The 22829-nt window shown below is 67.2% G+C and carries 21 protein-coding genes and 1 tRNA gene; 17 read left to right on the top strand and 5 right to left on the bottom strand.

Features of this window, described 5'->3' with window-relative positions:
• Positions 1-23: 23 nt before the first annotated feature.
• Complete coding sequence (locus GFY24_RS24115) at positions 24-770, top strand: oxidoreductase (protein ID WP_309231265.1); 747 nt, start codon at positions 24-26, stop codon at positions 768-770.
• A 351-nt stretch (positions 771-1121) separates the two neighbouring features.
• On the opposite strand, the gene GFY24_RS24110 is transcribed toward GFY24_RS24115, so the two are convergent.
• Positions 1122-1922, bottom strand: coding sequence for an HAD family hydrolase (locus tag GFY24_RS24110; protein WP_375336091.1), 801 nt, complete (start codon positions 1920-1922; stop codon positions 1122-1124).
• Between the two features lie 380 nt (positions 1923-2302).
• Between GFY24_RS24110 and ssd the strand changes: the two genes are divergently transcribed.
• The 7 genes from ssd to GFY24_RS24075 all read left to right on the top strand — a co-directional run bounded on the left by ssd (position 2303) and on the right by GFY24_RS24075 (position 7920).
• Entirely contained in the window at positions 2303-3775 is a 1473-nt protein-coding gene (gene ssd / locus GFY24_RS24105) for a septum site-determining protein Ssd (RefSeq protein WP_194852999.1), read from the top strand.
• Positions 3772-4956, top strand: a complete 1185-nt coding sequence (locus GFY24_RS24100) for a TadA family conjugal transfer-associated ATPase (protein ID WP_153807332.1) — start codon at positions 3772-3774, stop codon at positions 4954-4956. The genes ssd and GFY24_RS24100 overlap by 4 nt, the downstream gene beginning before the upstream one ends.
• A gap of 543 nt (positions 4957-5499) precedes the next feature.
• Positions 5500-6312, top strand: a complete 813-nt coding sequence (locus GFY24_RS24095) for a type II secretion system F family protein (protein ID WP_153807331.1) — start codon at positions 5500-5502, stop codon at positions 6310-6312.
• The gene (locus GFY24_RS24090; RefSeq protein ID WP_153807330.1) at positions 6276-6911 is read left to right on the top strand and encodes a type II secretion system F family protein; all 636 of its coding nucleotides are present in this window, start codon (positions 6276-6278) and stop codon (positions 6909-6911) included. The genes GFY24_RS24095 and GFY24_RS24090 overlap by 37 nt, the downstream gene beginning before the upstream one ends.
• A 78-nt stretch (positions 6912-6989) precedes the next feature.
• Positions 6990-7184 (top strand): DUF4244 domain-containing protein, encoded by a 195-nt coding sequence (locus GFY24_RS24085; RefSeq protein WP_153807387.1) that lies wholly within the window; start codon positions 6990-6992, stop codon positions 7182-7184.
• A gap of 38 nt (positions 7185-7222) precedes the next feature.
• Complete coding sequence (locus GFY24_RS24080) at positions 7223-7537, top strand: TadE family type IV pilus minor pilin (protein ID WP_153807386.1); 315 nt, start codon at positions 7223-7225, stop codon at positions 7535-7537.
• Between the two features lie 50 nt (positions 7538-7587).
• Positions 7588-7920: an Rv3654c family TadE-like protein gene (locus tag GFY24_RS24075; RefSeq protein WP_309231263.1), complete on the top strand. Its 333-nt coding sequence runs from the start codon at positions 7588-7590 to the stop codon at positions 7918-7920.
• Between the two features lie 353 nt (positions 7921-8273).
• Here GFY24_RS24075 and GFY24_RS24070 read toward each other — a convergent pair whose 3' ends face one another.
• A complete protein-coding gene (locus tag GFY24_RS24070) occupies positions 8274-10676 on the bottom strand; it encodes a DEAD/DEAH box helicase (RefSeq protein WP_375336090.1) in 2403 nt (800 codons plus the stop codon).
• 429 nt (positions 10677-11105) lie between these two features.
• Here GFY24_RS24070 and GFY24_RS24065 point away from each other — a divergent pair, with 429 nt between their 5' ends.
• The 6 genes from GFY24_RS24065 (at position 11106) to GFY24_RS24040 (ending at position 19148) form a co-directional block, all read left to right on the top strand.
• Positions 11106-11312, top strand: a complete 207-nt coding sequence (locus GFY24_RS24065; protein WP_067573509.1) for a cold-shock protein — start codon at positions 11106-11108, stop codon at positions 11310-11312.
• A gap of 314 nt (positions 11313-11626) precedes the next feature.
• Positions 11627-14497 (top strand): type I DNA topoisomerase, encoded by a 2871-nt coding sequence (topA, locus tag GFY24_RS24060; protein WP_309231270.1) that lies wholly within the window; start codon positions 11627-11629, stop codon positions 14495-14497.
• Between the two features lie 104 nt (positions 14498-14601).
• The gene (locus GFY24_RS24055; protein WP_153807327.1) at positions 14602-15108 is read left to right on the top strand and encodes a DinB family protein; all 507 of its coding nucleotides are present in this window, start codon (positions 14602-14604) and stop codon (positions 15106-15108) included.
• An 88-nt stretch (positions 15109-15196) separates the two neighbouring features.
• On the top strand, positions 15197-16414 hold the full coding sequence (locus tag GFY24_RS24050) for a DNA polymerase III subunit delta' (RefSeq protein WP_309231262.1): 1218 nt from the start codon (positions 15197-15199) through the stop codon (positions 16412-16414).
• 62 nt (positions 16415-16476) lie between these two features.
• A tRNA-Thr gene (locus tag GFY24_RS24045) sits at positions 16477-16552 on the top strand.
• Positions 16553-16856: 304 nt separating this feature from the next.
• Positions 16857-19148, top strand: coding sequence for a hypothetical protein (locus GFY24_RS24040; RefSeq protein ID WP_153807326.1), 2292 nt, complete (start codon positions 16857-16859; stop codon positions 19146-19148).
• Here the strand turns inward: GFY24_RS24040 and GFY24_RS24035 are convergent.
• Together GFY24_RS24035 and GFY24_RS24030 are read right to left on the bottom strand one after the other, a co-directional pair.
• Positions 19145-20209: a diacylglycerol kinase gene (locus GFY24_RS24035; RefSeq protein ID WP_153807325.1), complete on the bottom strand. Its 1065-nt coding sequence runs from the start codon at positions 20207-20209 to the stop codon at positions 19145-19147. The two genes, GFY24_RS24040 and GFY24_RS24035, sit on opposite strands and share 4 nt — an antisense overlap.
• A gap of 14 nt (positions 20210-20223) precedes the next feature.
• Complete coding sequence (locus tag GFY24_RS24030) at positions 20224-21012, bottom strand: SDR family oxidoreductase (RefSeq protein WP_153807383.1); 789 nt, start codon at positions 21010-21012, stop codon at positions 20224-20226.
• A 109-nt stretch (positions 21013-21121) separates the two neighbouring features.
• On the opposite strand from GFY24_RS24030, the gene GFY24_RS24025 reads away from it, so the two are divergent.
• Positions 21122-21739 (top strand): TetR family transcriptional regulator, encoded by a 618-nt coding sequence (locus GFY24_RS24025; protein WP_194852998.1) that lies wholly within the window; start codon positions 21122-21124, stop codon positions 21737-21739.
• Positions 21740-21760: 21 nt separating this feature from the next.
• Here the strand turns inward: GFY24_RS24025 and GFY24_RS24020 are convergent, their stop codons facing one another.
• Positions 21761-22015 (bottom strand): hypothetical protein, encoded by a 255-nt coding sequence (locus GFY24_RS24020; RefSeq protein WP_153807323.1) that lies wholly within the window; start codon positions 22013-22015, stop codon positions 21761-21763.
• Positions 22016-22150: 135 nt separating this feature from the next.
• Here GFY24_RS24020 and GFY24_RS24015 point away from each other — a divergent pair, with 135 nt between their 5' ends.
• Together GFY24_RS24015 and GFY24_RS24010 are read left to right on the top strand one after the other, a co-directional pair.
• The gene (locus tag GFY24_RS24015) at positions 22151-22603 is read left to right on the top strand and encodes a DUF2752 domain-containing protein (RefSeq protein ID WP_309231261.1); all 453 of its coding nucleotides are present in this window, start codon (positions 22151-22153) and stop codon (positions 22601-22603) included.
• Positions 22604-22618: 15 nt separating this feature from the next.
• On the top strand, positions 22619-22807 hold the full coding sequence (locus GFY24_RS24010; protein ID WP_153807321.1) for a hypothetical protein: 189 nt from the start codon (positions 22619-22621) through the stop codon (positions 22805-22807).
• The last annotated feature ends 22 nt before the right edge of the window (positions 22808-22829 follow it).

Here is a 22829-nt window from a genome sequence, read left to right as displayed (position 1 = left end):
CGCTGCCAGTAGCCTCGTACCTCGTGACCGATCCGCTACAGCCACTCGTCGAATTGCCCGGTGTGAGCGAAGCCGCCGACAAGGCGCGTGACGCGCTGGCCGAAGTGCATCGGCACAAAGCGAATCGGCGTGGGTGGCCGACCACCGCCGCCGAGGCGGCGGTTCGAGCCGCTCGCTCGTCGGCCGCCATCGAGGGCGGGACCATCGATCTGCCCGCGGACGGCAATGTCGAGGACCCGATTCTCGCCGGTGCGCTGCGCGTCGGACAGGCCCTCGACGGCGATGCGCTGCGGACTCTGGTCGGGGTGTGGGAGCGCGCGCCGTTGCAGGCACTGGCCCGGCTGCACCTGTTGGCGGCGGCCGACATGGTCGAGGACAAGGAGCTGCTGGGGCGGCCGCGCAATGTGCCCGGGGTCGCCGAACGGCTGGATATCCTGGCGCAGACCGTACTGACCACCAAGGCTCCGGCCCCCGTGATCGCGGCCATCGTGCACGGCGAGCTACTCGCTTTGCGGCCGTTCGGCACCGGCGATGGCATCGTCGCGCGAGCCGCTTCCCGACTGGTAGCCGTGTCCAGTGGGCTGGACCCGCACAGCCTCGGCGTGCCGGAAGTGTTCTGGTTGCGCCGCCGTCAGGCGTACCTGGACGCGGCCGCCGGATTCGGCATGGGCACCGCCGAAGGTGTGGGCGGCTGGGTGATCTTCACCTGCGGCGCGCTGGAAGATGGTGCGCGCGAAGCCCGTTCGATCGCCGACTCGGCTTCGGGATAGGAGTCCGGACACCAAAGCGGGCGGCGTAGCCGCTGCTGCGACTTCACCGCCCGCGTAGCACGGATCGCCTGGTTACCAAGCGTGCTTTTCGGGTTGTGTTTCGGCCTCGGCGAGCTCTCCGGGTCCGGTGCGGATCATCCCCGCATGACTTGCGAGGCATTACCGCCGAAACCTCGGATAACGCAGGCCCACAACTATTCGTGCCCTTGTCGCGGCGTGCTCCGCGTGGGTGCCCGGTGTCCGTGCTGGAAAGGGTGGGATGGGAAACCGGATCTTCTCTTCCGATCCGATCTTGGCCTTCCGTCCTTCCGTGCGTCCATTGTTACTCTGTGATGGCCTTCACATCAAGTGTCATCTGCGGCGACGTAGCAGCCGATAGCTCACCGCACCCGCCACCACCGCGCTCAAAGCGACCACGGCACTGGCCGCGACCGTTGTCGTGGAGGGTTGCGGGATGCGTGCCCACAGCGATACCGGATTGGAGAAGGTGAGCACCGGCCAACCACGCGCGACCGCCTCCCTGCGCAGTGCGCGGTCCGGATTCACCGCCGTGGGATGCCCGACCGCGCTCAGCATGGGCACATCGGTCACCGAATCGGAGTAGGCGTAGCACTTGGACAGGTCGTATCCGTGTGTGGCGGAGAGCTTTTCGATGGCCTCCAGCTTGCCCTCGCCGTAACAGTAGAACTCGACATCGCCGGTGTACTTGTTGTCCTGCACCACCATGCGGGTGGCGGCGTAGTGATCCGCGCCCAGCGCCTGCGCGATCGGAGCCACCATCTCCTCGCCCGACGCCGACACGATGATCACGTCGTGGCCCCGAATGCGGTGGTCCGCAATGAGATCCGCGGCCTCGGCGTAGATGAGCGGGTCCACGATGTCGTGCAGGGTCTCGGCGACCACCGAGCGCACCTGGTCCACATCCCAGCCGGCGCACATGCGGGTCAGATGTTCGCGCATGCGCTCCATCTGGTCGTGGTCCGCGCCCGACAGCAGGAACAGGAAGTGCGCGTAGCTGCTCTCCAGGACGGCACGACGGGAGAGCAGACCCTGGTCCAGAAACGGCTTGCTGAACACGAAGGCGCTCGACCTCGCGATCACCGTCTTGTCGAGATCGAAGAAGGCGGCGACTCGTCCGCGCTCGGCTGTCACGGCGTTCAGCTTATGGTTCGGCTGTGACGACCGCCTGTCGCGGTGTGCTCGGTGTCGGATATTTCATGGTTTGCCGGGGTTAGCCAGCGGGAAGCGGAGCCGTGTCAGCGGGAAAAAGACTCGCCCGGCGGACTTGCAAACCCGGCGGGGCTTGGGTGTAGTATCGCAGATACCTGGACTTGTTCCAGGCGCGTTCAGCCCGACCCCCCGGGGCTGAACCCGACGACCCCAGCCTCCTCCCCCCCCGGCTGGGGTCGTCCTCTATCTATGGACTGTGCTGTCCCACTTCATCACCCGGGTTTTATCCACAGGCCGCGTGTTATCCACATTCGCGCACTGCCCCCTTCCCTCGGTCTCATTGCTGAGCGACGCTGACCTGCATGAACTCATCGGCCGATGCGGCACCTCGGGTCCTGGCTCTGCTCTCCGACCCACGCCTGCGTGAGGAGGTCCGCCGCATAGCGGCCGCCGCCGACCGCCCCCTCGACGAGCGCACCCCACCCGTCGCCCGCCACCCCTGGGCAGCCGCTCCCGTGATAGTCCTGGACACTCCGGCCGCCCGTTGCTGCGTATCCGCCGGCTCCCCGCGCCGCCCCCGAATCCTCCTGGTAACCGACGGCGACCCAGGTTTGCTCGACTGGCAAACCGCCACCGAAATAGGCGCCGAACAAGTCCTGTCCCTCCCCGCCGCCGCAGACTCGCTGATAGCCGCCTTCACCGCTTCCGACCAGGTCGGGACGGGCGATGGAGCCGTGGTCGCCATAGCCGGCGCGGGCGGCGGCGCGGGCGCCTCCACCCTCGCCGCGGCGGTGGCTTTGGCGGCCGGAGGGCGCATCCGCCGCAGCCCGTCGGATGCCCGCTCGGCCGGTCCTGAACGGACCCGGCATGAACCGCTCCGGCCGTGTGGCGTGCACACCGCCGTTGGTGATCCGGATCGCGCACGATCAACGAATGGTGCTGCGCCGGAATGGTTTCGGACCGGCACGGCGGGGTCCGGCGAAAGTGGCGGGACGACCGGGCGGTCGGACTTCTCGGCATTGGTACCGGGTGGTGTCACCGCCGCGCAGCGGGCGGCGAGTACGGCCCGCGGAGTGTCCGGAGCAGTCGAAAAGGGTGCGCCTGGAGTGCGAGCCGGTTTCGGCGGGCCGCGAGCCGGTGCGCGCGGAGGATTCGCCGGGGACCGTAGCCGCACGAACACCCTGCTGGTGGACGCGGCCCCGTATGGCGGTGGCATCGACCTGCTGCTCGGTCTCGAACAGGCTCCGGGCCTGCGGTGGCCGGACCTCGTGATCGAGGACGGGCGGGTGTCGGCCGCGGCCCTGCATGATGCGCTGCCCGGAATCGGGGGTACGGCGGTGCTCTCGTGTGGAAGGGGTATGGCCGCAATGGAACTCGCTCCGGTGGCGGTTCGCGCGGTGGTCGAGGCCGGTCGCGCCGCGGGTGACCTGGTTGTCTGCGATCTCTCCGCCGAGCGCGGCCCGTATACGGATGAAATCCTCGACGCCGCCGACCTGGTGGTGCTGGTGGTTCCCGCTCGGCTGCGCACCATTGCCGCCGCCGAATCGGTGGCGGGCTATCTGACGCGACGAAATCCGCACGTGCGCTTGCTGGTTCGTGGGCCGTCGCCGGGCGGGTTGCGCGGCCGGGAAATTTCGGAGGTCCTGGCGCTGCCCCTACTCGCGGCGCTGCCACCGCAGCCGGGCCTGGCCGAGCGCCTGGAACGCGGCGGCCTCACCATTCGGCGGCGCGGCCCGCTGCGAACAGCCGCCGATCTCGTGCTCACCGAGCTGAGTGACGGTAATCCCGTGCGGCCCAACCGAGTTGCGGCACCTCTGGCCGGAGCCCGGTCATGAGTGCGCTGGTGACGGCCGAGTTGCTGGACCGGGTGCGGGAGCGTTTGGCGGACGGCGCGGGCGCTCCGGAGCCCGCGCAAGTCGCCGCGGCCATTCGCGCCGAGGCGGGCGGCATGCTCGGCGACACCGATCTGCTCCGCGCACTGCGTCTCTTGCAGACCGAGATGACCGGGGCCGGGGTACTGGAGCCGCTGCTGCACGATCCGGAGGTCGCCGATGTGCTGGTCACCGCGCCGGATGCGGTGTGGGTGGACCGTGGCCACGGGCTGCGGCGATCCTCGGTTCGCTTCCCGGATGAGGCCGCCGTGCGTCGCCTGGCGCAGCGTTTGGCCCTGTCCGCCGGGCGCCGGCTCGACGACGCGCAACCGTGGGTGGACGGCCGACTCTCCGGAACGGAAGCGGCCCTGGGGAATTCATTCGGCGTGCGCCTGCACGCGGTGCTCTCACCCATCGCGCACGGCGGCACCTGCCTGTCCCTGCGCGTCCTGCGCCCGGCCTCGCAGGGTTTGGACGCCCTCGCCGCGGCGGGCGCGGTGGCTCCGGAGGCGAAAGTCCTGTTGGAGCGCATAATTCGCGCTCGCCTCGCCTTCCTCGTGGTCGGCGGTACCGGCGCTGGAAAAACTACGCTCTTATCCGGCCTCCTCGCCAAAGTCGATCCGGCGGAACGCATTATCTGCGTGGAGGACGCCGCCGAGCTCGCCCCACCCCATCCCCACGTGGTCCGCCTGGTCGCCCGCCCCGCCAATGTCGAAGGGGCAGGTGAGGTGACGGTCCGGGACCTGGTTCGCCAGGCCCTCCGCATGCGGCCGGACCGGATTGTCGTAGGTGAGGTCCGCGGCGCGGAGGTCGTGGACCTGCTCACCGCGCTGAACACCGGCCATGACGGCGGAGCCGGAACCGTCCATGCGAACTCACCCCGTGAGGTCCCCGCCCGCCTGGAAGCCCTTGCCGCCCTCGGCGGTATGTCCCGCGACGCGCTGCACAGCCAATTGGCCGCCGCCATCCAGGTGGTCCTGCATGTTCACCGCCGCCCCGACGGTACCCGCACCCTCCGCGAAATCGGCCTGGTCACCCCCACCGCCACCCGCGTCGAAATAGCCCCCGCCTGGACCGCGGACCCCCGTCCGACCCCGGCCACCGCCGACCTGAACCACCTACTGGAGGATCGAACATCCCTATAACCGCCGCAGCCGGTAGCGGCAGGTCCGCATCGGCATCGCTCGCAGTACGGCGCGCGTAATCGGTTGGCCGCGCCCGAGCCCGAGACGACCGGACAGTACTCGAGGCCACCGGCGCCGTCCGCTCCCGGCGTATTAGACGTCGAACTCGTGACCATGGGGCTGTTCAACCCTTCAACCGGCTGACGACGACGGCCGCAGGAAGGGGAGCCCGGCGGTAGAGGGAGCCTGCCCGGCCCGTCGTCACTGTCGGGACGCATGCCGGTCGGTCTGTTCGATCACGTTCGCCGACAGGTCGATTCAGTTCCACTACGAAAGGAGAGTATCGATGAACGCTGCGTCGAACGGACCGGAGCCGCGCTCGGTTGCCCGGCAGGAAAGGCAGCCGCGAGGCTGTGCCGATGCGCAATGCTCGGCGCGAGATCAGCGTTGCGGCAAGTTGTTTCGGTGGCGGCACAGTCAGCCGCCCGGCCTACGCCCGGGTTGGCGTAGCGGCTGTGGTGATCATCGTGCGGCTCCCGCACCACCAGCCGACGGCGGTGGGCGATGACTTCGCTTGTCGGCCACTCGAATTCGATCTTGGGCTGTGTCGCGCTGGCACTGGTGGTGGCTCCGGAGCCGGGATCGCGTCGGCGGTTCGCGCGACTGTTCGGGCGTACCAAGCGGTTTCGCAGGCCCGGCAGGGGCGCCACTGTTCGGCTGGCTGTGGTTTCGGCGTTGCCGGCGACGCTGCTGGTCGGCGTGGGGCCGCTGGTTGCCGCGATCTTGGTCGCCGGAACGCTGGCGGTGCGCTGGCGGCGGGCTCGCTCCGACCGTATCCGGACCGCCGAGAGTGTCCAGTTGCTGGAGGGCCTGGAGACGGTGATCGGAGAACTGCGGATCGGTGCGCACCCCAGCGCCGCTGCCGAAGTCGCTGCTGTCGAGACCATCGGTCCGACGGCTCGTGCCTTCGCTGTGAGTGCCGCACGCAGTCGCCTGGGTGGTTCGGGCGCGGAGGCGTTCCGCCGCACCGGAACCGCCATTCCGGAGGAACTGTCCCGAATCGCGGAAGCCTGGCAGGTCGCGGATCGTCATGGTCTCGCACTGGCTGAACTACTGACCGCGACGCGACTGGACCTGCTGGGCCGCAAGCGTTTCCGTGATCGGACGAGTGCCGCCCTGGCGGGTGCCCGGGCGACCGCCGCGGTGCTGGCGCTGCTTCCGCTGCTCGGCATTGCCTTGGGCCAGCTGATGGGGGCCGCACCGCTGCATGTCCTGTTCATCTCCCCGGCGGGAACCTGGCTGCTGCCCTTGGGCGCGGCCTTGACCTGCGCGGGTCTGCTATGGACGGACGCCATCACGGCAAAGGTGCTGTGGTGAACGCGTTTTCGTGGGCCGGGGTGTTCGCGGCGCTGGCGCTGCTGGTGGAGCCGGGGCGGATCGCGGCTCGCCGCCGGCTGGTTCGAATGCGAGACGGTGCCATGAAAGGAGGTTCGAGGGTCCGGCCGGTCCGGCGGATGGCGGATCCGCTGGAGGCCGCGGGCTCGCTCGATTTGTTCGCGGCTTGTCTGCGGGCCGGGTTGCCCGCTGCCGCGGCGGCGGGTGCGGTCGCGGCGGGGGCGGGGGAGCCGCTGGGTTCGGTAATGCGGCGGGCGGCGGATCTGCTTGCGCTGGGCGCGGATCCGGTGACGGCGTGGGAGCAGGCGACGGACGGGTGCGCGGATGAGGGGGTGGCGGCGCTGGCTCGGATGGCGCGGCGGTCGGCGCGCTCGGGTGCCGGATTGGCCACGGCGGTCGGGGAATTGGCCGAGCAGCGCCGCGGTGCGGTCGAGGATGCGGCGGCGGCGCGGGCCGAGCGGGCCGGGGTGCTGATCGGCGGACCCCTCGGACTGTGCTTCCTGCCCGCCTTCGTCTGTCTGGGGATTGTGCCGGTGGTGATCGGGCTCGCGGGCCGGGTACTGGGCGGAGGGCTGCTGTGAACGGAATCGACTGTGCCGATGGGGAACAGCCGCATCGGATCGAGGAGAGGAGAGATCGTGCGCACTTGCGTTCAGGCACTGGGGTGGGACCTGCGAAACCGGCTGCTGCTGGTCGCGACCCGCGAGGACGGTATGAGCACGGCCGAATACGCCATCGGCACCATCGCCGCGGCGGCCTTCGGGGCCGTCCTCTACGGGGTGGTGACCGGCGACAGCATTGTGAATGCCTTGACCAAGATCATCGACAAGGCGCTGAAGACCTCCGTGAAGTGAGCTGGGTGCGAAAATCCCGCGCCGGTGCCGAGGACGGCATGGCGACCGTCGAGGCGGCGATCGCCTTGGCCGCGCTGGTCGCCGTCCTGGTGCTCTGTGTCGGCGCGCTGCTCGCGGTATCGGCCCAGGTGCGCTGTGTGGACGCGGCGCGTGAGGCGGCGCGGCTGGCCGCGCGGGGCGAGGAGGCGAAGGCGGTGCCGGCCGGACAGCGGGTGGCACCGCCGAACGCCTCGATCACGCTGCGTACCGAGGGTGAGTTGGTGGTGGCCGTGGTTCGGGTGCGTGCCCCGCTGCTGCCGCTGACCCTGCACGCGGAGGCGGTGGCGGTCAGGGAGCCCGGGGCGGCGGCGTGAGGCGGGTTCCGGCCCCGCGCCGGTCGAATCGGCGGGGTGAGGCCGGGGGAGTGACGGTCGTCGCAAGTGTGGCGTTGCTCGCTCTATTGACGCTCACGGTGCTGATGGCGCAGGTCGGTGTGGCGGTCGTCGGCAAGCACCGGGCGCAGTCGGCGGCGGATCTGGCGGCGCTCGCGGCCGCCGCCGGATTGGTCGATGGCACGGGAGCGGCATGCGCGCGGGCGAACAAGATCGGTACGCGAATGGGGGTGCGGGTGATCGACTGTGCGGTGATCTTGTGGGATGTGACCGTCACTGTCGAAGGGCGAATGTCACTCGGTCCACTCGGAACTCGATCGGTACGCGCGATGGCGCGGGCGGGGCCGATGGGAGATAGCGACTAATGGCGAGTATCTCGTACCGAGCGGTTGGTTAGAGAATGGATGGCGCGGACCACACCGCGTGTCGATCAATGTCGAAATTGGATGAAAGTGGTAGGCGGCCAGTTCGAGTATCGATCACTTTCCAATTCATTACCGAGCGCGATTCCAAAGAATGCACAGGTAAATGTGTGATCGACATTATCGAACGGAGCAACCATGCAGTTAACAGGATTACTTCCCTTTTTATTCGACTATCGCTTGCGTGTCGCAGGACTCGTTCCGAGCCACTCATCGGGCCGCCCGATACCTTCCAGCGGCCCAGCTCGGACCGCCCGGTCGGATGGCGGCCCGGCCTCGCCCCGGAGACGGCCCGGTCACGAAACGATGTGGTCCCCGTCACCATCGCCGAGCTCGGCCAGTACCGCCGCCAACAGCCGCGCCGCCCCCGCCTTGTCCAGCGGATTATTGCCATTTCCGCACTTGGGAGACTGTACGCAGGACGGGCAGCCGCTCGCGCAGCCGCAGGATTCGATGGCATCCAGAGTCGCCCCAAGCCACTGCCGCAGCCGGGCGAAGCCACGTTCGGCGAAGCCCGCACCGCCGGGATGCCCGTCGTAGACGAAGACGGTGGGCAGTCCGGTATCGGGATGCTCGGCGGTCGACACCCCACCGATATCCCACCGATCGCAGGTCGCGACCAGCGGCAGCATGCCGATGGCCGCGTGTTCGGCGGCGTGCAGCGCCCCTGGCGCCCGTTTCGCATCGATTCCGGCCCGGGCCAGCAGCTCCGGCGTGACGGTGTAGAACACGGCCCTGGTCTGCAGCAGCTGCGCGGGCAGGTCCAGCGGCACCATGTCCAGTACCTCGCCACTGGGGAGTCTGCGCAGGTAGCCGATGACCTGCCGGGTCACCAGTACCCGCCCGAGGGCAATGGTCACCGGTCCGTGCGTGTACTCCCGCGTCACCTCTTCGATCTCGATGGACGTCACCGCTCGCGCACTGGTGGACCAGCCCGGAGTCTCGGCGCGCACCAGCGCCACGCCCTCCTCCAAATCCAGCTCATCCACCACGTAACTGTCACCTTGATGCAGGTGAACGGCCCCTTCGTGCAGCGTGGCCGGTGCCCGCCCGGCATCGGTGGTGCCCAGCATGCGCCCGGTCTCGACATCGACCACCGCGATGCCCGCGCCGATACCGCCGCGCACGTCGACGGCATCGTGCGGATGCGAATCGGCGGTGGTGAACCAGCGCGCCGACCCATCCCGTCCGACGCCCGGCCGCCGCCGGATCAAACCCTGTTTCGCCAGGTCGGAGAGGAGTTCCCAGGCCTGGTACGCCAGTACTTCGGCATCGGTGAGCGGCTGTTCCATGGCCGCGCAGAGCAGATGCGGGCCCAGGACATAAGGATTGTGCGGATCGGTGATGGTGGCCTCGACCGGCCGCCCGAGCAGCGCCTCCGGATGATGCACGAGGTAGGTATCCAGGGGGTCGTCACGGGCGATGAGCAGCACCAATGACCCCTGGGTGCGCCGGCCGGCCCGTCCGGCCTGCTGCCAGAACGAGGCCACCGTGCCCGGATATCCCGCCACCACAACGGCATCCAGCCCGGCGATGTCCACGCCCAGCTCGAGGGCGTTGGTGGTGGCCGCACCCAGCAGCGATCCCTCCGACAGCGCGGTCTCCAGGGCCCGCCGATCCTCCGCCAAATACCCCGCTCGATATGCGGCGATGCGGCTCGGCAGCGTCGGATCGACGTCCGCCAGCAGTCGCCGGGTATCCATGGCGACGGCTTCGGCCCCGACCCGCGACCGCACGAAGGTGAGTGTGCGTGCCCCCTCGGCCACCAGATCCGCCATCACCTTGGCCGCCTCGGCCCCGGCCGAACGCCGTACCGCCGCACCATTTTCCCCGGTCACGCCCACTCCGAGCAGCGGCGGCTCCCATAGCGCCACGGTCCGCGCCCCCTGTGGCGACCCGTCCTCGGTGACCGCCACACAGGGTGCGCCGATCAATTTCGAGGCCGCCTCGGCCGGTTCCGCGCTGGTGGCGGAGCAGAGCACGAATACCGGATCCGCTCCGTACCGCTCGGCGAGTCGCCGCAGTCGCCGCAGCACCAGCGCCACATGTGACCCGAAAACCCCACGATAGGTATGGCATTCGTCGACCACGACGTACTTCAACTGCCGCAGCAGCCGGGCCCAGCGCTGATGTGACCGCAGCATTCCGACGTGCAGCATGTCCGGATTGGTGAAGACCCAGCGGGCGTTGGCACGTACCCACTGCCGGATCTCGGGCGGTGTATCACCGTCGTACGGCGCGGGATGAATCCCTCGAAGTGGGTCCTGACCGGTGAGTTCATTGATCATGCGCAGCTGATCGGCCCCCAGCGCCTTGGTCGGCGAGAGGTAGAGGGCGGTCGCGCGCGGGTCCTGTTGCAGTGCGGTGAGCACCGGTAATTGGTAGGCGAGGGATTTACCGGAGGCCGTTCCGGTGGACACCACCACGTGTTTTCCCTGTGCGGCCAGGTCGGCGGCGTGAATCTGATGACTCCAGGGCTCTTCGACGCCGGTGGCACGCACCGCGGCAACCACGTCCGGTGACGTCCATTCGGGCCACTTCGTGACCTGAGCCGCACGTGACGGTAGCTCCGCGACATGGGTGAGACGGGGGTCACCGGTTCCCGCCCCGGTAAGGACACGATTCAGCAACGATCGGCCATAGCTGGGGTCGCCGGAGCCGTTATCTCGGTCCGCCGGGTCCGCCGGATTGGTGCTCACGGGGCCTTGTTCGGCGAGAGGGGTGCGAAAGGTGTGTATGTGTGGTCCTCTACCTGCCATTTCACTACAGAGTAGCGGCCTGTGTCACAGGGGGTTTGCCGGATGCTCGCTCTGTTATCCGGAAGCAAACCTACTCCGAGTACGGATTTGGGCATTGCGCCCCTCACCTGCGCATTCGCAAGATCAACTTTTTTGCAAATTGTGGGTAACTCAGCTGTTGAATTGCGCGAAGACATGGTTCACTGGGTCCTGGTCGCAAGCTTCTGTGTTCGAGGGAACGGATCCAAAGTCCAAACCATCAAGCAGGATCGATGTTGCGAACGGTGTACCGAGGCTTTCCTGCAGGGGGAACAGAGTACAGCGGTCTCAACGGACCCGGTGGACGAACCTACTTGTCTACCGTTCCGGTATGGAAAGAGAAGGAACAGAATGGCACAGGGAACTGTGAAGTGGTTCAACGCGGAGAAGGGGTTCGGCTTCATCGCGCCCGAGGACGGCTCCGCTGACGTCTTCGTCCACTACTCCGAGATCCAGGGTTCGGGCTTCCGTACTCTCGAGGAGAACCAGAAGGTCGAGTTCGAGGTCGGCCAGGGCACCAAGGGCCCGCAGGCCACTGGTGTTCGCGCGCTCGGCTGAGCGGGCCAACCCCACAATCCCGTCCCCCACCGCCATCGGCGGTGGGGGACGACCCATATCCGGACCCACTACACTCGATCACAACCCGGGGCCATATCGTCGCTGCGACCGAGGCTGAGCCTCTGAACACGGTATAAACGTTGCTGGCAGCGATATCAGTAGTCGCAGCCGCTTGCCCCAGCCGCGTAATGCGCGCACAGCCAGCGCCGCGCGGATCGACAGGAAAGGTGTGTTCGCCGGTGGCAACACGAGACCGCGGTGCATCGCCGAACTCCAAGGCAGCGCCCGACCAGGGCCGCCCCCTGCGTCGTCTCGTGATTGTCGAGTCGCCGACGAAGGCCCGGAAAATCGCCCCCTACCTGGGCCGCGGCTATGTCGTCGAGGCTTCGGTGGGCCATATTCGGGACCTGCCCAGAGGCGCGGCGGATGTTCCCGCCAAATACAAGGGTATGCAGTGGGCCCGCCTCGGCGTCGATGTCGACAATGACTTCGAGGCCATCTATGTGGTCAGCCCGGATAAGAAGGCCAAGGTCGCGGAGCTCAAGAGCCTGCTGGCCGACGCCGACGAGCTCTATCTCGCCACCGACCCCGACCGCGAGGGCGAGGCCATCGCGTGGCATCTGCTGGAGACGCTGAAGCCGAAGGTGCCGGTCCGGCGCATGGTGTTCCACGAGATCACCGAGCCCGCCATCCTCGCGGCGGCCGCCGACACGCGCGAGCTCGACAAGGATTTGGTCGACGCGCAGGAGACCCGGCGCATTCTCGACCGGTTGTACGGCTATGAAGTCTCGCCGGTGCTGTGGAAGAAGGTCATGCCGCGATTGTCGGCGGGCCGCGTGCAGTCGGTGGCGACGCGCGTCATCGTGCAGCGTGAGCGCGAGCGCATGGCGTTCCGTTCCGCCGAGTACTGGGATATCGCGGCCAAGCTGGACGCGGGGGATCAGGGCGACGGGAATCCGCGGGTCTTCGGTTCGCGTCTGGTGACCGTGGATGGTTCGCGCGTGGCGACCGGTCGCGATTTCGGCTCCGACGGGCAGCTGAAGTCTTCCGGCGTGACGGTGATCGATGCCGGGTACGCGCAGCGGTTGGCGGAATCACTGCACGGGGTGGATCTCACCGTCACCTCGGTGGAGTCGAAGCCGTACACCCGAAAGCCGTACGCGCCGTTCATGACTTCGACGTTGCAGCAGGAGGCGGCGCGCAAGCTGCGCTTCACCTCCGAGCGCACCATGCGGGTCGCGCAGCGACTGTACGAAAACGGCTACATCACCTATATGCGTACCGACTCGACCACGTTGTCGGACACCGCGATTCAGGCCGCGCGGGCGCAGGCCACGCAGTTGTACGGTGCGGAGTATGTGAGCCCGACGCCGCGGCAGTACACCCGCAAGGTGAAGAACGCGCAGGAGGCACACGAGGCGATCCGCCCCTCCGGTGATGTGTTCGTCACGCCGGGGCAGATTCATTCGCGCGTCGACAATGACGAGTTCCGGCTCTACGAGCTGATCTGGCAGCGCACGGTGGCCTCGCAGATGCAGGACGCGCGCGGCACCACCATGACGGTGCGCATCACCGGTGTCGCGAATACCGGTGAGGAGTGCGTGTTCTCGTCGTCCGGCCGGACGATCACCTTCGCCGGCTTCCTCAAGGCGTATGTGGAGAGTGTCGACGAGGAGGCGGGCGGCCAGTCCGATGACGCCGAATCGCGCCTGCCGGCGCTGACCGAGGGCCAGGGCGTGACGGCGGTGGAGCTGCTGCCCGATGGGCACACCACCAATCCGCCCGCGCGTTTCACCGAAGCTTCGCTGATCAAGACCTTGGAAGAGCTCGGTATCGGGCGTCCTTCCACCTACGCGTCGATTATCAAGACGATTCTCGATCGCGGGTATGTGTACAAGCGCGGTAGTGCGCTGGTGCCGTCGTGGGTGGCGTTCGCGGTGGTCGGGTTGCTCGAAGCGCACTTCGGCCGGCTGGTGGACTTCGACTTCACCGCGGCCATGGAAGACGACCTCGACGCCATTGCCGGTGGGCGCGAGCAGCGCGGAAACTGGTTGTCCTCCTTCTACTTCGGTGGCGATCACGGTGCCGAGGGTTCGGTGGCCCGCGAGGGCGGCCTGAAGAAGATGGTCGGAGAGCGGCTCGACGGTATCGATGCGCGCGAGGTCAATTCGATCAAGCTGTTCCGCGATGAAGAGGACCGCGATGTGGTCGTCCGAGTCGGCAAGTTCGGTCCGTATCTCGAGCGGATGATCGTCAATCCCGATGACCCGGAAGGGGATTCGATCTCGCAGCGGGCGAATCTGCCCGATGATCTGCCGCCGGACGAGTTGACCGCCGAGGTCGCCGAGAAGTTGTTCTCGACGCCGCAGGAGGGGCGCTCACTCGGTGTGGATCCCGAGAGCGGGAACGAAATCGTTGCCAAGGAAGGACGTTTCGGGCCGTACGTGACCGAGGTGCTGCCCGCACCGCCGGAAGAGGCCGAGCCCAAGAAGGGCGCGAAGAAGGTCGAAGCGCCCAAGCCGCGCACCGGGTCGCTGTTCAAATCCATGGATTTGGAGAGCATTACGCTCGATGACGCGTTGAAGCTGCTGTCGCTGCCGCGCTTGGTCGGGCTGGATCCGGAGTCGAGTGCGGAGATCACCGCGCAGAACGGTCGCTACGGGCCGTACCTGAAGAAGGGTACCGATTCGCGGTCGCTGACCGGTGAGGACCAAATCTTCACTGTCACTTTGGAAGACGCGCTCAAGATCTACGCCGAGCCCAAGCGGCGCGGTGGTCAGTCCGCGAGTGCGCCGCCGCTGCGTGAGCTGGGTGTGGATCCGGTGTCGGAGAAGCCGATGGTGATCAAGGACGGTCGTTTCGGGCCGTATGTCACCGATGGTGAGACCAATGCCAGCCTGCGCAAGGGCGATGAGGTGGAGTCCATCACCGATGCGCGCGCCTCGGAGCTGCTGGCGGATCGGCGGGCGCGCGGGCCGGTGAAGAAGACTGCCAAGAAGGCCGCCGCGAAGAAAGCTCCGGCCAAGAAGGCGGCCGCGAAGAAGACCGCTGCCAAGAAGGCTGTCGCGTCGAAGACGACGGTGGTCAAGAAGGCGGCGGCGAAGAAGGCCGCGGCCAAGACCGCGGACGGGGTCACCACGAAGAAGGCGGCCGCTGCCAAGAAGGCGACTGCGACCAAGTCCTGATTCGGAGTCGGGAGCAGCTGATTCCGGGTTCGGATCAGCTGATTCCTGTCGGTGCCCTGACGTAGCGTGAGGTTCGAACACGTACCGGCGGAAGGGCATTCGAGATGACAGTCGACCACGAGCGCGAACAGTTGATCACGGTACTGGCGAGTCAGCGCGACCTGTTCCGAATCACCCTGCGGGGTATCGAGAATGATCAGGCGCGGGAGCGGAGCACGGTCAGTGAACTGACGCTCGGTGGTCTGCTACATCACATCATCAATACCGAGCGGCACTGGACGACGATCCTGGTCGAACGTGACCCGAACTCCGAATTCGATGTCTCCGGAATGGATTCCGAGTACAAGCTCGGTCCGGACGAGACGGTCGAGGGTCTGCTCGTGGAGTGGGACGCGGTGGCCGAGCACACCGCCAAGGTGATTCGTGAACTACCCAATCTCGAGGATTCGGTGCCGACGCCGACCGCCCCCTGGGCTCCCGAGCGGCAGTGGCTGACGGTCCGGTACATCCTGCTGCACATTCTGCGGGAGATCTCGCAGCACTCCGGGCACGCCGACATCATTCGTGAGGCGCTCGACGGCGCGAATACGACTTACCAGCGCGCGCTCTGAGATTCCGCGCGCGGGGGTTGTCGGGTTGCTGCCACCCCTGGCACCGGCGGCAGCGGCGATGTCATAGGCCGACAGTAGGGTGTACGGCGTGGCAGGAGTCTTCGATCGACTGGTGGGACAGGATGCGGTCGAGTCCGAGCTGAGGACTGCGGCCGAGGCGGCCCGGGGTGGGGTGGTCGTTTCGTCATCGGCCATGACGCATTCGTGGCTGTTCACCGGTCCGCCCGGTTCGGGGCGTTCGGTAGCGGCGCTGTGTTTCGCGGCGGCACTGCAGTGCACCGATCCGGGTGCCGTCGGTTGCGGAAAGTGCCATGCCTGCACCACCACCATGGCCGGGACGCACGGCGATGTGCGGCGCGTGGTGCCGGAGGGTTTGAGTATCGGTACCAAGGAGATGCGCGAGATCGTGCAGGTCGCTTCGCGGCGGCCGAGCACCGGGCGCTGGCAGGTCGTGGTGGTCGAGGATGCCGACCGCTTGACCGAGGCCGCCGGAAACGTCCTGCTCAAGGTGGTGGAGGAGCCCCCCGCCCGCACCGTCTTCCTGCTCTGCGCCCCTTCGGTGGACCCGGAGGATATTTCGATCACCCTGCGTTCCCGCTGCCGCCATGTGCATTTGGCGACGCCGTCGGTCGATTCGATCGCCAAGGTGCTGCGCGAGCGCGACGGCCTCACCCCCGAACAGGCGGAATGGGCGGCCTCGATCAGTGGTGGTCATGTCGGTCGCGCCCGCCGACTGGCCACCGACGATGAGGCACGCGCCCGCCGCAAGCGCGCGCTGGCGCTGGTCGCCGCGACCGCGCGCCCCGGCGTGGCCTATACCGCCGCCGACGAATTGGTGAAGTCCGCCGACGATGAGGCGAAGCAGGTCAGCGCCACCCGCGACGAAAAGGAGCGGGACGCCTTGGCGACCGCGCTAGGCGCGGGCGGCACCGGCAAGGGCGCGGCCTCGGCCACCCGCGGTTCGGCCGGTGCGTTGAAGGATCTGGAGAAGCGCCAGAAGTCCCGAGCCACTCGCACCGGTCGTGACGCCCTGGATCGCGCCCTCATCGATGTCGCCGGAATGTACCGAGATGCCCTCGCGGTGCGTTTCGGCGCGGCCGACGCCACCGCGAAAACCGGTGTCACCCTTACCCATCCCGATATGGCCGACCAGATCCGCGAACTCGCCACCGACATCCGCCCCGAGGGCCTACTCCTCTCCATCCAAGCCGTCCTGGATTGCCGCGAGGCCCTGGACACCAACGTGAAGCCCCGCTTCGCCGTAGCCGCCATGGTCGCGGGCCTGATAGCGGCCCGTTCCGCGTGACCACGACCACCGATTTTCGCGATCCGCCCCTCAACAGATAGACTCGCCTCGCCGGAAGGCACGCCGCCTTAGCTCAGTCGGTAGAGCGCTTCACTCGTAATGAAAAGGTCGCGAGTTCGATTCTCGCAGGCGGCTCCAAAGCAGCAGGTGGAGAGCGGTACACGCTCTCCACCTTTTGTCGTTTCGGGGTTCGGATCCCATCGATGTCCTGACAAGTTCGGTCGGGATGGCGCGAAGTTGTCGGCGGTCGAGTGCATGATCGGCTCGACGTGCTGGGTGGGATGAAAGAACAGATATGACAACGAGTTCGACGGGATCGACGGACATCGAAGATGTTTGGACCGTGCCGGGGGAGTGGTGGGCGAAGGCTGATCCGTTTCGTGGACTCTGTGCACCGCCGCCGCGGTCGGTCGATCCTGAGGCGACGGAAGAGCTGATCAGGGTGGTCGAAGACCGCCGCGCCGTCATCATGGAGGTCTTGGAGCACACGCGGGCCGTGGGTCTCGAGGATCTCGCCGATGCGGCGCAAGAGTATTTGGCGGACCCCGGCGGTGCGGTTTCGCCGCTCGGGGCTGCGGCGATCTGGGTGATCGTGCACTACGAATATCGCGGCTGCTGCCAATCGACCTTCGACCATTGGCGTCATGTGGAGACGGACGTCACCGGCCCGTTCGTCGACAGCTGGATCTCCGAGCACGGTCTCGGGTTCGCGGCCTCGGCTGCCGTACTCCGGTCCGGGATGCTGACCCGTCGCATCAACCTCGGCCCGGGGAAATGGGCCGCCGCTCTGGAGGTGCTGGATACGCACAGCGGTGGGGTCGGCGGCCTGGGCGATGTCGCCGAGCAGCTGCGCGCGCGCCTGGCGTCCGTGCCCGAAGCCGATTATCGCGCGGTGGTGGAACGGCTCGCATTGCTGCGGGCCGATTCGGGGGCGGATTGGGCACGGCTCACGACGTCCTATTTGCTTCCGGACCAACAGGATTGGGTCGATGCCGATCTGGCGCTGGCGGGCCTCGGGGAGTCCGCCGCGGCAGTGCGATTGCTCGGCTCACTGACGACGACCGCACAGTTCACTCGGTTCATGGCGTCCGTCAGGCGGACGTACATCCACGAGGAACACCTGTTCAACATGCTGACGCAGATCGGACCGGCCGGCACGGGCGTGATCGTGGACCGGCTCGCCGCCGCACATCGTGGGTCGAGCGAGGACTTTCGATCCATGTCGGCGCTGCTGGCCGAGCTGCCCTGTGATGAGGCGTTTCAAGGATTGCTCGACCATATCGGCAACAAGGATGTCGCAAAGGCATTGACACAGGCGATGATTCGCTTCCCGCGGCGAGCTATGCGGCTACTCTCGCGGAGTGCTGCCGCAGCCGGGGCACCCGCTGTCGTGTATCGGTTCAAATTGCATGCGCTCGCACATCCCGAACTGGTCGCCGAGCCAGGGTGCGTCGATGCCGGCGCGCTCGCACTCATCGATCCGGCAGGTCGTCGTCCGGCGGCGGCGCCCGCCGACCTGCCGGTTGTGCTCACCGCACCGCCGTGGACAAAACCGCGGACGAAGAAGCCGCCAGTGTTGATCACTCCGGAACCCGCCCGTCCGCTCCGCCTGCGCTGGGCGCTCGGCGAACGGCAGGGCTGGGCCGATACGTGGGTTTCTTCCTACTCGTACCGCTTCGACCGAGGGAAGGCGTGGGATCTGCTGATCGATGAGGCACGGGAGGCGGGAGCACTGGCCTTTCTGCTGGCGCTGTCACCGGATGAAGACATCGTGCGGGCGCTGGAGCAGCAGCGGCCGGGCCGGCATCGGGCGATATCCGGGAGCGGTCCGGATGCGCCGATGCGCCGGCTGATGGGTGTATACGGTGATGACGCACTCGACTTCGCCGCTGCGGCCGCCGTGGCGAATCCGGTTGCGCTGGCGGGCACTCTCGCTCCGGTGGACGGTACGGCGGTGACGCTGGAGATGATGCGATGGTTGTCGCGAAAGCAGGTGCGGCAGAACGCCATTGCCTGGTTCGACCGGCATTCGGTCACGGCGGCAGTGGATCTCGTCCAGGTAGCGCTGACCGATCAGGGTAAGGATCGCGCGGCGGCCCGCAGCGCACTCCAGCTGCTGGCGGAGCGTGGACACTCGGCGGCGATCGATGCGGCCGTATCCGGATTGGGCGAACCGGCCCGAGGCTCGATTTTCGCTGTCCTGCAGGAGGATCCGCTCGCGCGACTACCGGCGAAGGTGCCGGGGTTGCCGTACTGGGTCATTCCCGCGGCGCTGCCGCAGTTATGCCTGCGCGACCGCGCGTCGGCTCTTCCCGAGCCCTCCGTCGCGCACTTCGTGACAATGCTGGCCATGTCCGGACCCGGCGGCGACTACGCGGGAGTGGCCGTAACCGCGGATCTGGTCGATCGGAAGTCGCTGGCGGACTTCGTGTGGGCACTGTTCGACGGGTGGCGGTTCGAGCATTTTCCCGCCAACGGTGGTTGGGTGCTACACGCCATGGGCCTTTTCGGCGATGACGACACGGTGACTCGACTGGCACCGCTGGTGGGCGGGTGGATCGATGACACCGCGTCGGCGCGTGCGATGGCGGGCTTGAACGTGATCGCCGCGATCGGCGGGGATACAGCGGTGCAGGTGCTACGCGGCATCGCGCGCGAGAAGCGTTACAGCGCAATGGGACCGAAGGCCGCGGCGATCGCAGATGGAATCGCCGCGGCCTCGATGCAGCTCTAGGAGACCAGGCCGCGGCCTGTGGTCAAGGGGAGGTCCATGGCGGTTAGGAGGCCGGGGCGGGCTTGGACTAGCGCGGGGATGGCGCTTACCAGGCGGGCTGCGGTGCCTACTACGCCGGCTTCGGCGTGGTCGCCGTTGCTGTAGAGCTGGAGATCCAGGAGGTAGTCGGGGTCGCCTTTGATTTCTACTCGGTAGCAACCCTTTCCGGCCGGTTGTGGCCAGTCGGGGGCTAAGGCGGGGTGTAGCCGGGTGACGTGTTCGAGGGTGAGTATTTCTCGGCCTGCTCGGACGCCGTGGACTTGGAAGCGGAGGGCTGCGGCGGTGCCTACCTCTATGGTGCGCTTGCCTACGACGAGCTCTTCCGTGGCGGGCAGACGCTCGAAATGCTGTGTTACCGAGTCCAATTCGATGTCGAGGGCCGATGCCAGCTGGCGGATGACGCTGCCCCAGGCGAGGGTGAGGATGCCGGGTTGCAGGAGCATGGGGAGGTCTTCGAGCTTGCTGCCGAAGCCCATGATGTCGAAGAGGACTTTGGGGTTGTCGTAGGTGGAGTAGTCCATGATCTCGGAGCAGATGACGGCGTCTATGCGCTCGGAGCCGCTGGAGAGCAGGAGGGGGAGCCAGTCGTTGGCCCAGCCGGGGTCGATGCCGTTCACCCAGAGGGAGGCTCCACCTTCGTTCGCCGCCTCGACAATGGGGGCGATGGCCTCGTCGGGGAGGGTGCCGTAGGGGAATTGCAGGAAGACAGGGCTGCTGGAGACGACGTTGATGCCTGCGCGCAGGAACATCTTCAGGTCTTCGACGGCCTCCATGAGGCGGTCGTCGGCCATGGCGGTGTGGACGATGCAGTCCGGTTTCAGGGCGATCAGGGCTTGCGCGTCTGTTGTTGCGGTGACACCGATTTCACGGTCCAGGCCCGCGAGTTCGCCCGCGTCCTTACCGGCTTTGGCGTCGCTGGAGACCCAGACGCCGACCAGATCCAGTTCGGGGCGGGCGATGATATTGCGCAGGGTGCGGCGGCCGACATTGCCGGTACTCCATTGCACGACACGGTATTTCATGGCTGGCTCCGGGTTCACAGGTCGGGAATGCCGAGTTCGAGGTTGGGGGCCTCGATACCGCCGTCGACCTCGAGGATCTTGCCGGTGATGTAACCGCCCGCGCGGGAGGTCAGGAAGACGATGGCGGCGGCGATCTCCCACGGTTCGCCGAGGCGGCGCATCGGGGTCGCGCCCTCCATCTTCGCCTTGATTTCCGGTTGCTGCGCAACGACTTCCAGCGCGGAGGTGAGCACCGAGCCGACGGCGATGGCGTTCACGCGAATGCGCGGAGACAGATCGCTGGCGGCCATGCGGGTCCAGTGCGCGAGGGCGGCCTTGGCGGTGCCGTAGGCGAGGAAGCCGCGGCCGGGTGCGCGGCCCATCATGGAGGAGATGCTGACCACGGAGCCGCCGTCGTTCTTCAGCATGTGCGGGACCGCGGCCTGCGTAAGTGCGTGCGCGGTGGACACATTGAAGTGGAAGGCGTCCTCCAGGAATTCGGGGGAGGTGGTGGTGAAGGTGTTCGGCATGGTGCCGCCGACATTGTTGACGACGATATCGAGGCGGCCGAGTTCGGCGGCGGCGGTATCGGCGAAGGCGGTGACGGTGTTCAGATCGTTCAGATCGCAGGGGACGATGACGGCGCGGCGGCCCAGTGCGCGGATCTTGCCGGCGACCTCCTCGAGTTGGGCGGGGGTGCGGGCGGCGAGAGCGACATCGGCGCCGGCCTCGGCAAGGGCCAGGGCGGTGGCGGCGCCGATACCGCGGCCCGCGCCGGTGACGACGGCGACGCGGCCGTCCAGTCGGAAGGTGTCCAGGATCATCGGATGCAGTCCTATCGAAGTGATGGCAGTCACTCAGAGCTTTAAGAAAATGCGCTTAACTGTCAAGGACTAGTTCTTGACTGGCTGGTGAGCGGCTACTCTGCTCAATGTGACGAGCAGGGAGCGGATCATTCTCGCGGCCGAGTGCCTGATTGCCGAGCGCGGCCAGGCGGTGCCGCTGCGCGATATCGCCGCGGCCGCCGGACAGCGGAACAATTCGGCGATCCAGTACCACTTCGGCTCGCGGGACGGGCTCATCGAAGCGGTCGTAGAGCTGCGGCTCGCGACCCTCGAGGTGCGGCGGCTGGAACTGCTCGCGGAGCAGGTGGGATCCGGTGCGGGCGTACACGGCCTGCTGGAGGCACTGGTGGTGCCCATGTTCGAACTCAGTGCGCAGCACGGGATCAACCACTACGCGCGGTTCCTGGAGCAGATCCACACCCACCCCGCCGTCACCGACGCCTCGAATCTGGAGAGCGATCGGCGCACCTCGGTGCGGGTGATCATGCAGCGGCTGGACGATGAAATGACCGCTCTCGCACCGCGACTGCGGGTGCATCGGCTGCGCGCGCTGCCGACCATGTTGTTCGCGCTGCTCGCCGATCATGAGCGGGCGGTGGAGTCGGGGCGGGTCGCCGCGAGCGAGGTGGGCGCGTGGGCGGAGATCATCGATATGCTCGCGGGCGCACTCACCGCACCCGTGAGCGACCGCGCGCCGATTCGCTGAATTACCGCCGGTGGCGCGGGATTACCGCTGGTAGAACAGCGGCTGTGTGGGCGGATCCGCCTCGATGCCGGGCGGGGCCGGTTGCACCTGCTTCTTGGACCAGAAGTAGGCGCCCGCGCCGATCAGGGCGAGCGTGAGAACTCCGAACAGCATGATCAGGCCGAAAGACCAGCCGAGGACTCGGCTGCCCGCTTTGGCGACGATGATGAAGGCGAGCACACCGGCGGATGCCGCGGCGCGGGCGATCTTGTCGCCGTCGGCCTGGCGCTGGCTCATATGCCTACCTTCCCCGAATCGAAAACCGTTGCCGGGGAAGCATACCCACGAGTATGCAGAGTTAATCCTGTTCGCAGGGGGTGCGAAGTCGGCGGTGATATGGCGGGTCGGCGGGGGCGCGGTTACGGTTGTCTGGTGGATACCGCGCAGGCGTTCGACGCCGAATCTGCTACTCGCCCCAGGTGGCTGAGTGCTGGATTGCCGTTGCTCGTGGGCGGTGCGGTGGCCGGTGGGCTGGCGCTACTGCATTTTCGGGATCCACATGAGCAGGGTTCGTACGGTATCTGCCCGTTCAAGGAGTTGACGGGGTGGTGGTGTCCGGGCTGCGGTGGATTGCGCGGGCTGCACAATCTCACCGAAGGCCATGTGCTCGACGCGATTCACAGCAATATCCTGCTGTTCCCGTTGCTGCTGGGCTTCCTGGCGTGGTGGGGGACCTGGCTGGTCCGGGGTTTTCAGGGGAAGGCGACTCCGCCGCGGCTGCCGCAGGTGCTGCCGAAGCCGGCTATGTGGGTGACCATGGCATTCCTTCTCCTATATACGGTGCTGCGTAATACGCCGTGGGGGACCTGGCTCGCGCCGGTGTGATGGCATGCTCTGGCTATGGGTGATTCGTTGAAGGAGCGGGTGCGCGCGAAACTGATCCGGCAGCTCGAAGAGGACGGGCCGCCGGATCCGGATCAGGAAGATACGCGCCAGCTTTCGGTGCAGGACGATCTCGACATACTTGATGCCGTTGCCGACGACGATCCGTTCGTCGAGGAGCTCGCCCAGCGCTACCTGGTGTTCTGAGTCAGCGATTCAGAATCCGCTG

This window comes from Nocardia sp. SYP-A9097 (assembly GCF_009649815.1).
Taxonomy (GTDB): domain Bacteria; phylum Actinomycetota; class Actinomycetes; order Mycobacteriales; family Mycobacteriaceae; genus Nocardia.
The sequence above is the reverse complement of the archived record's forward strand: the minus strand, read 5'-3'. Positions and strand labels throughout refer to the sequence as shown.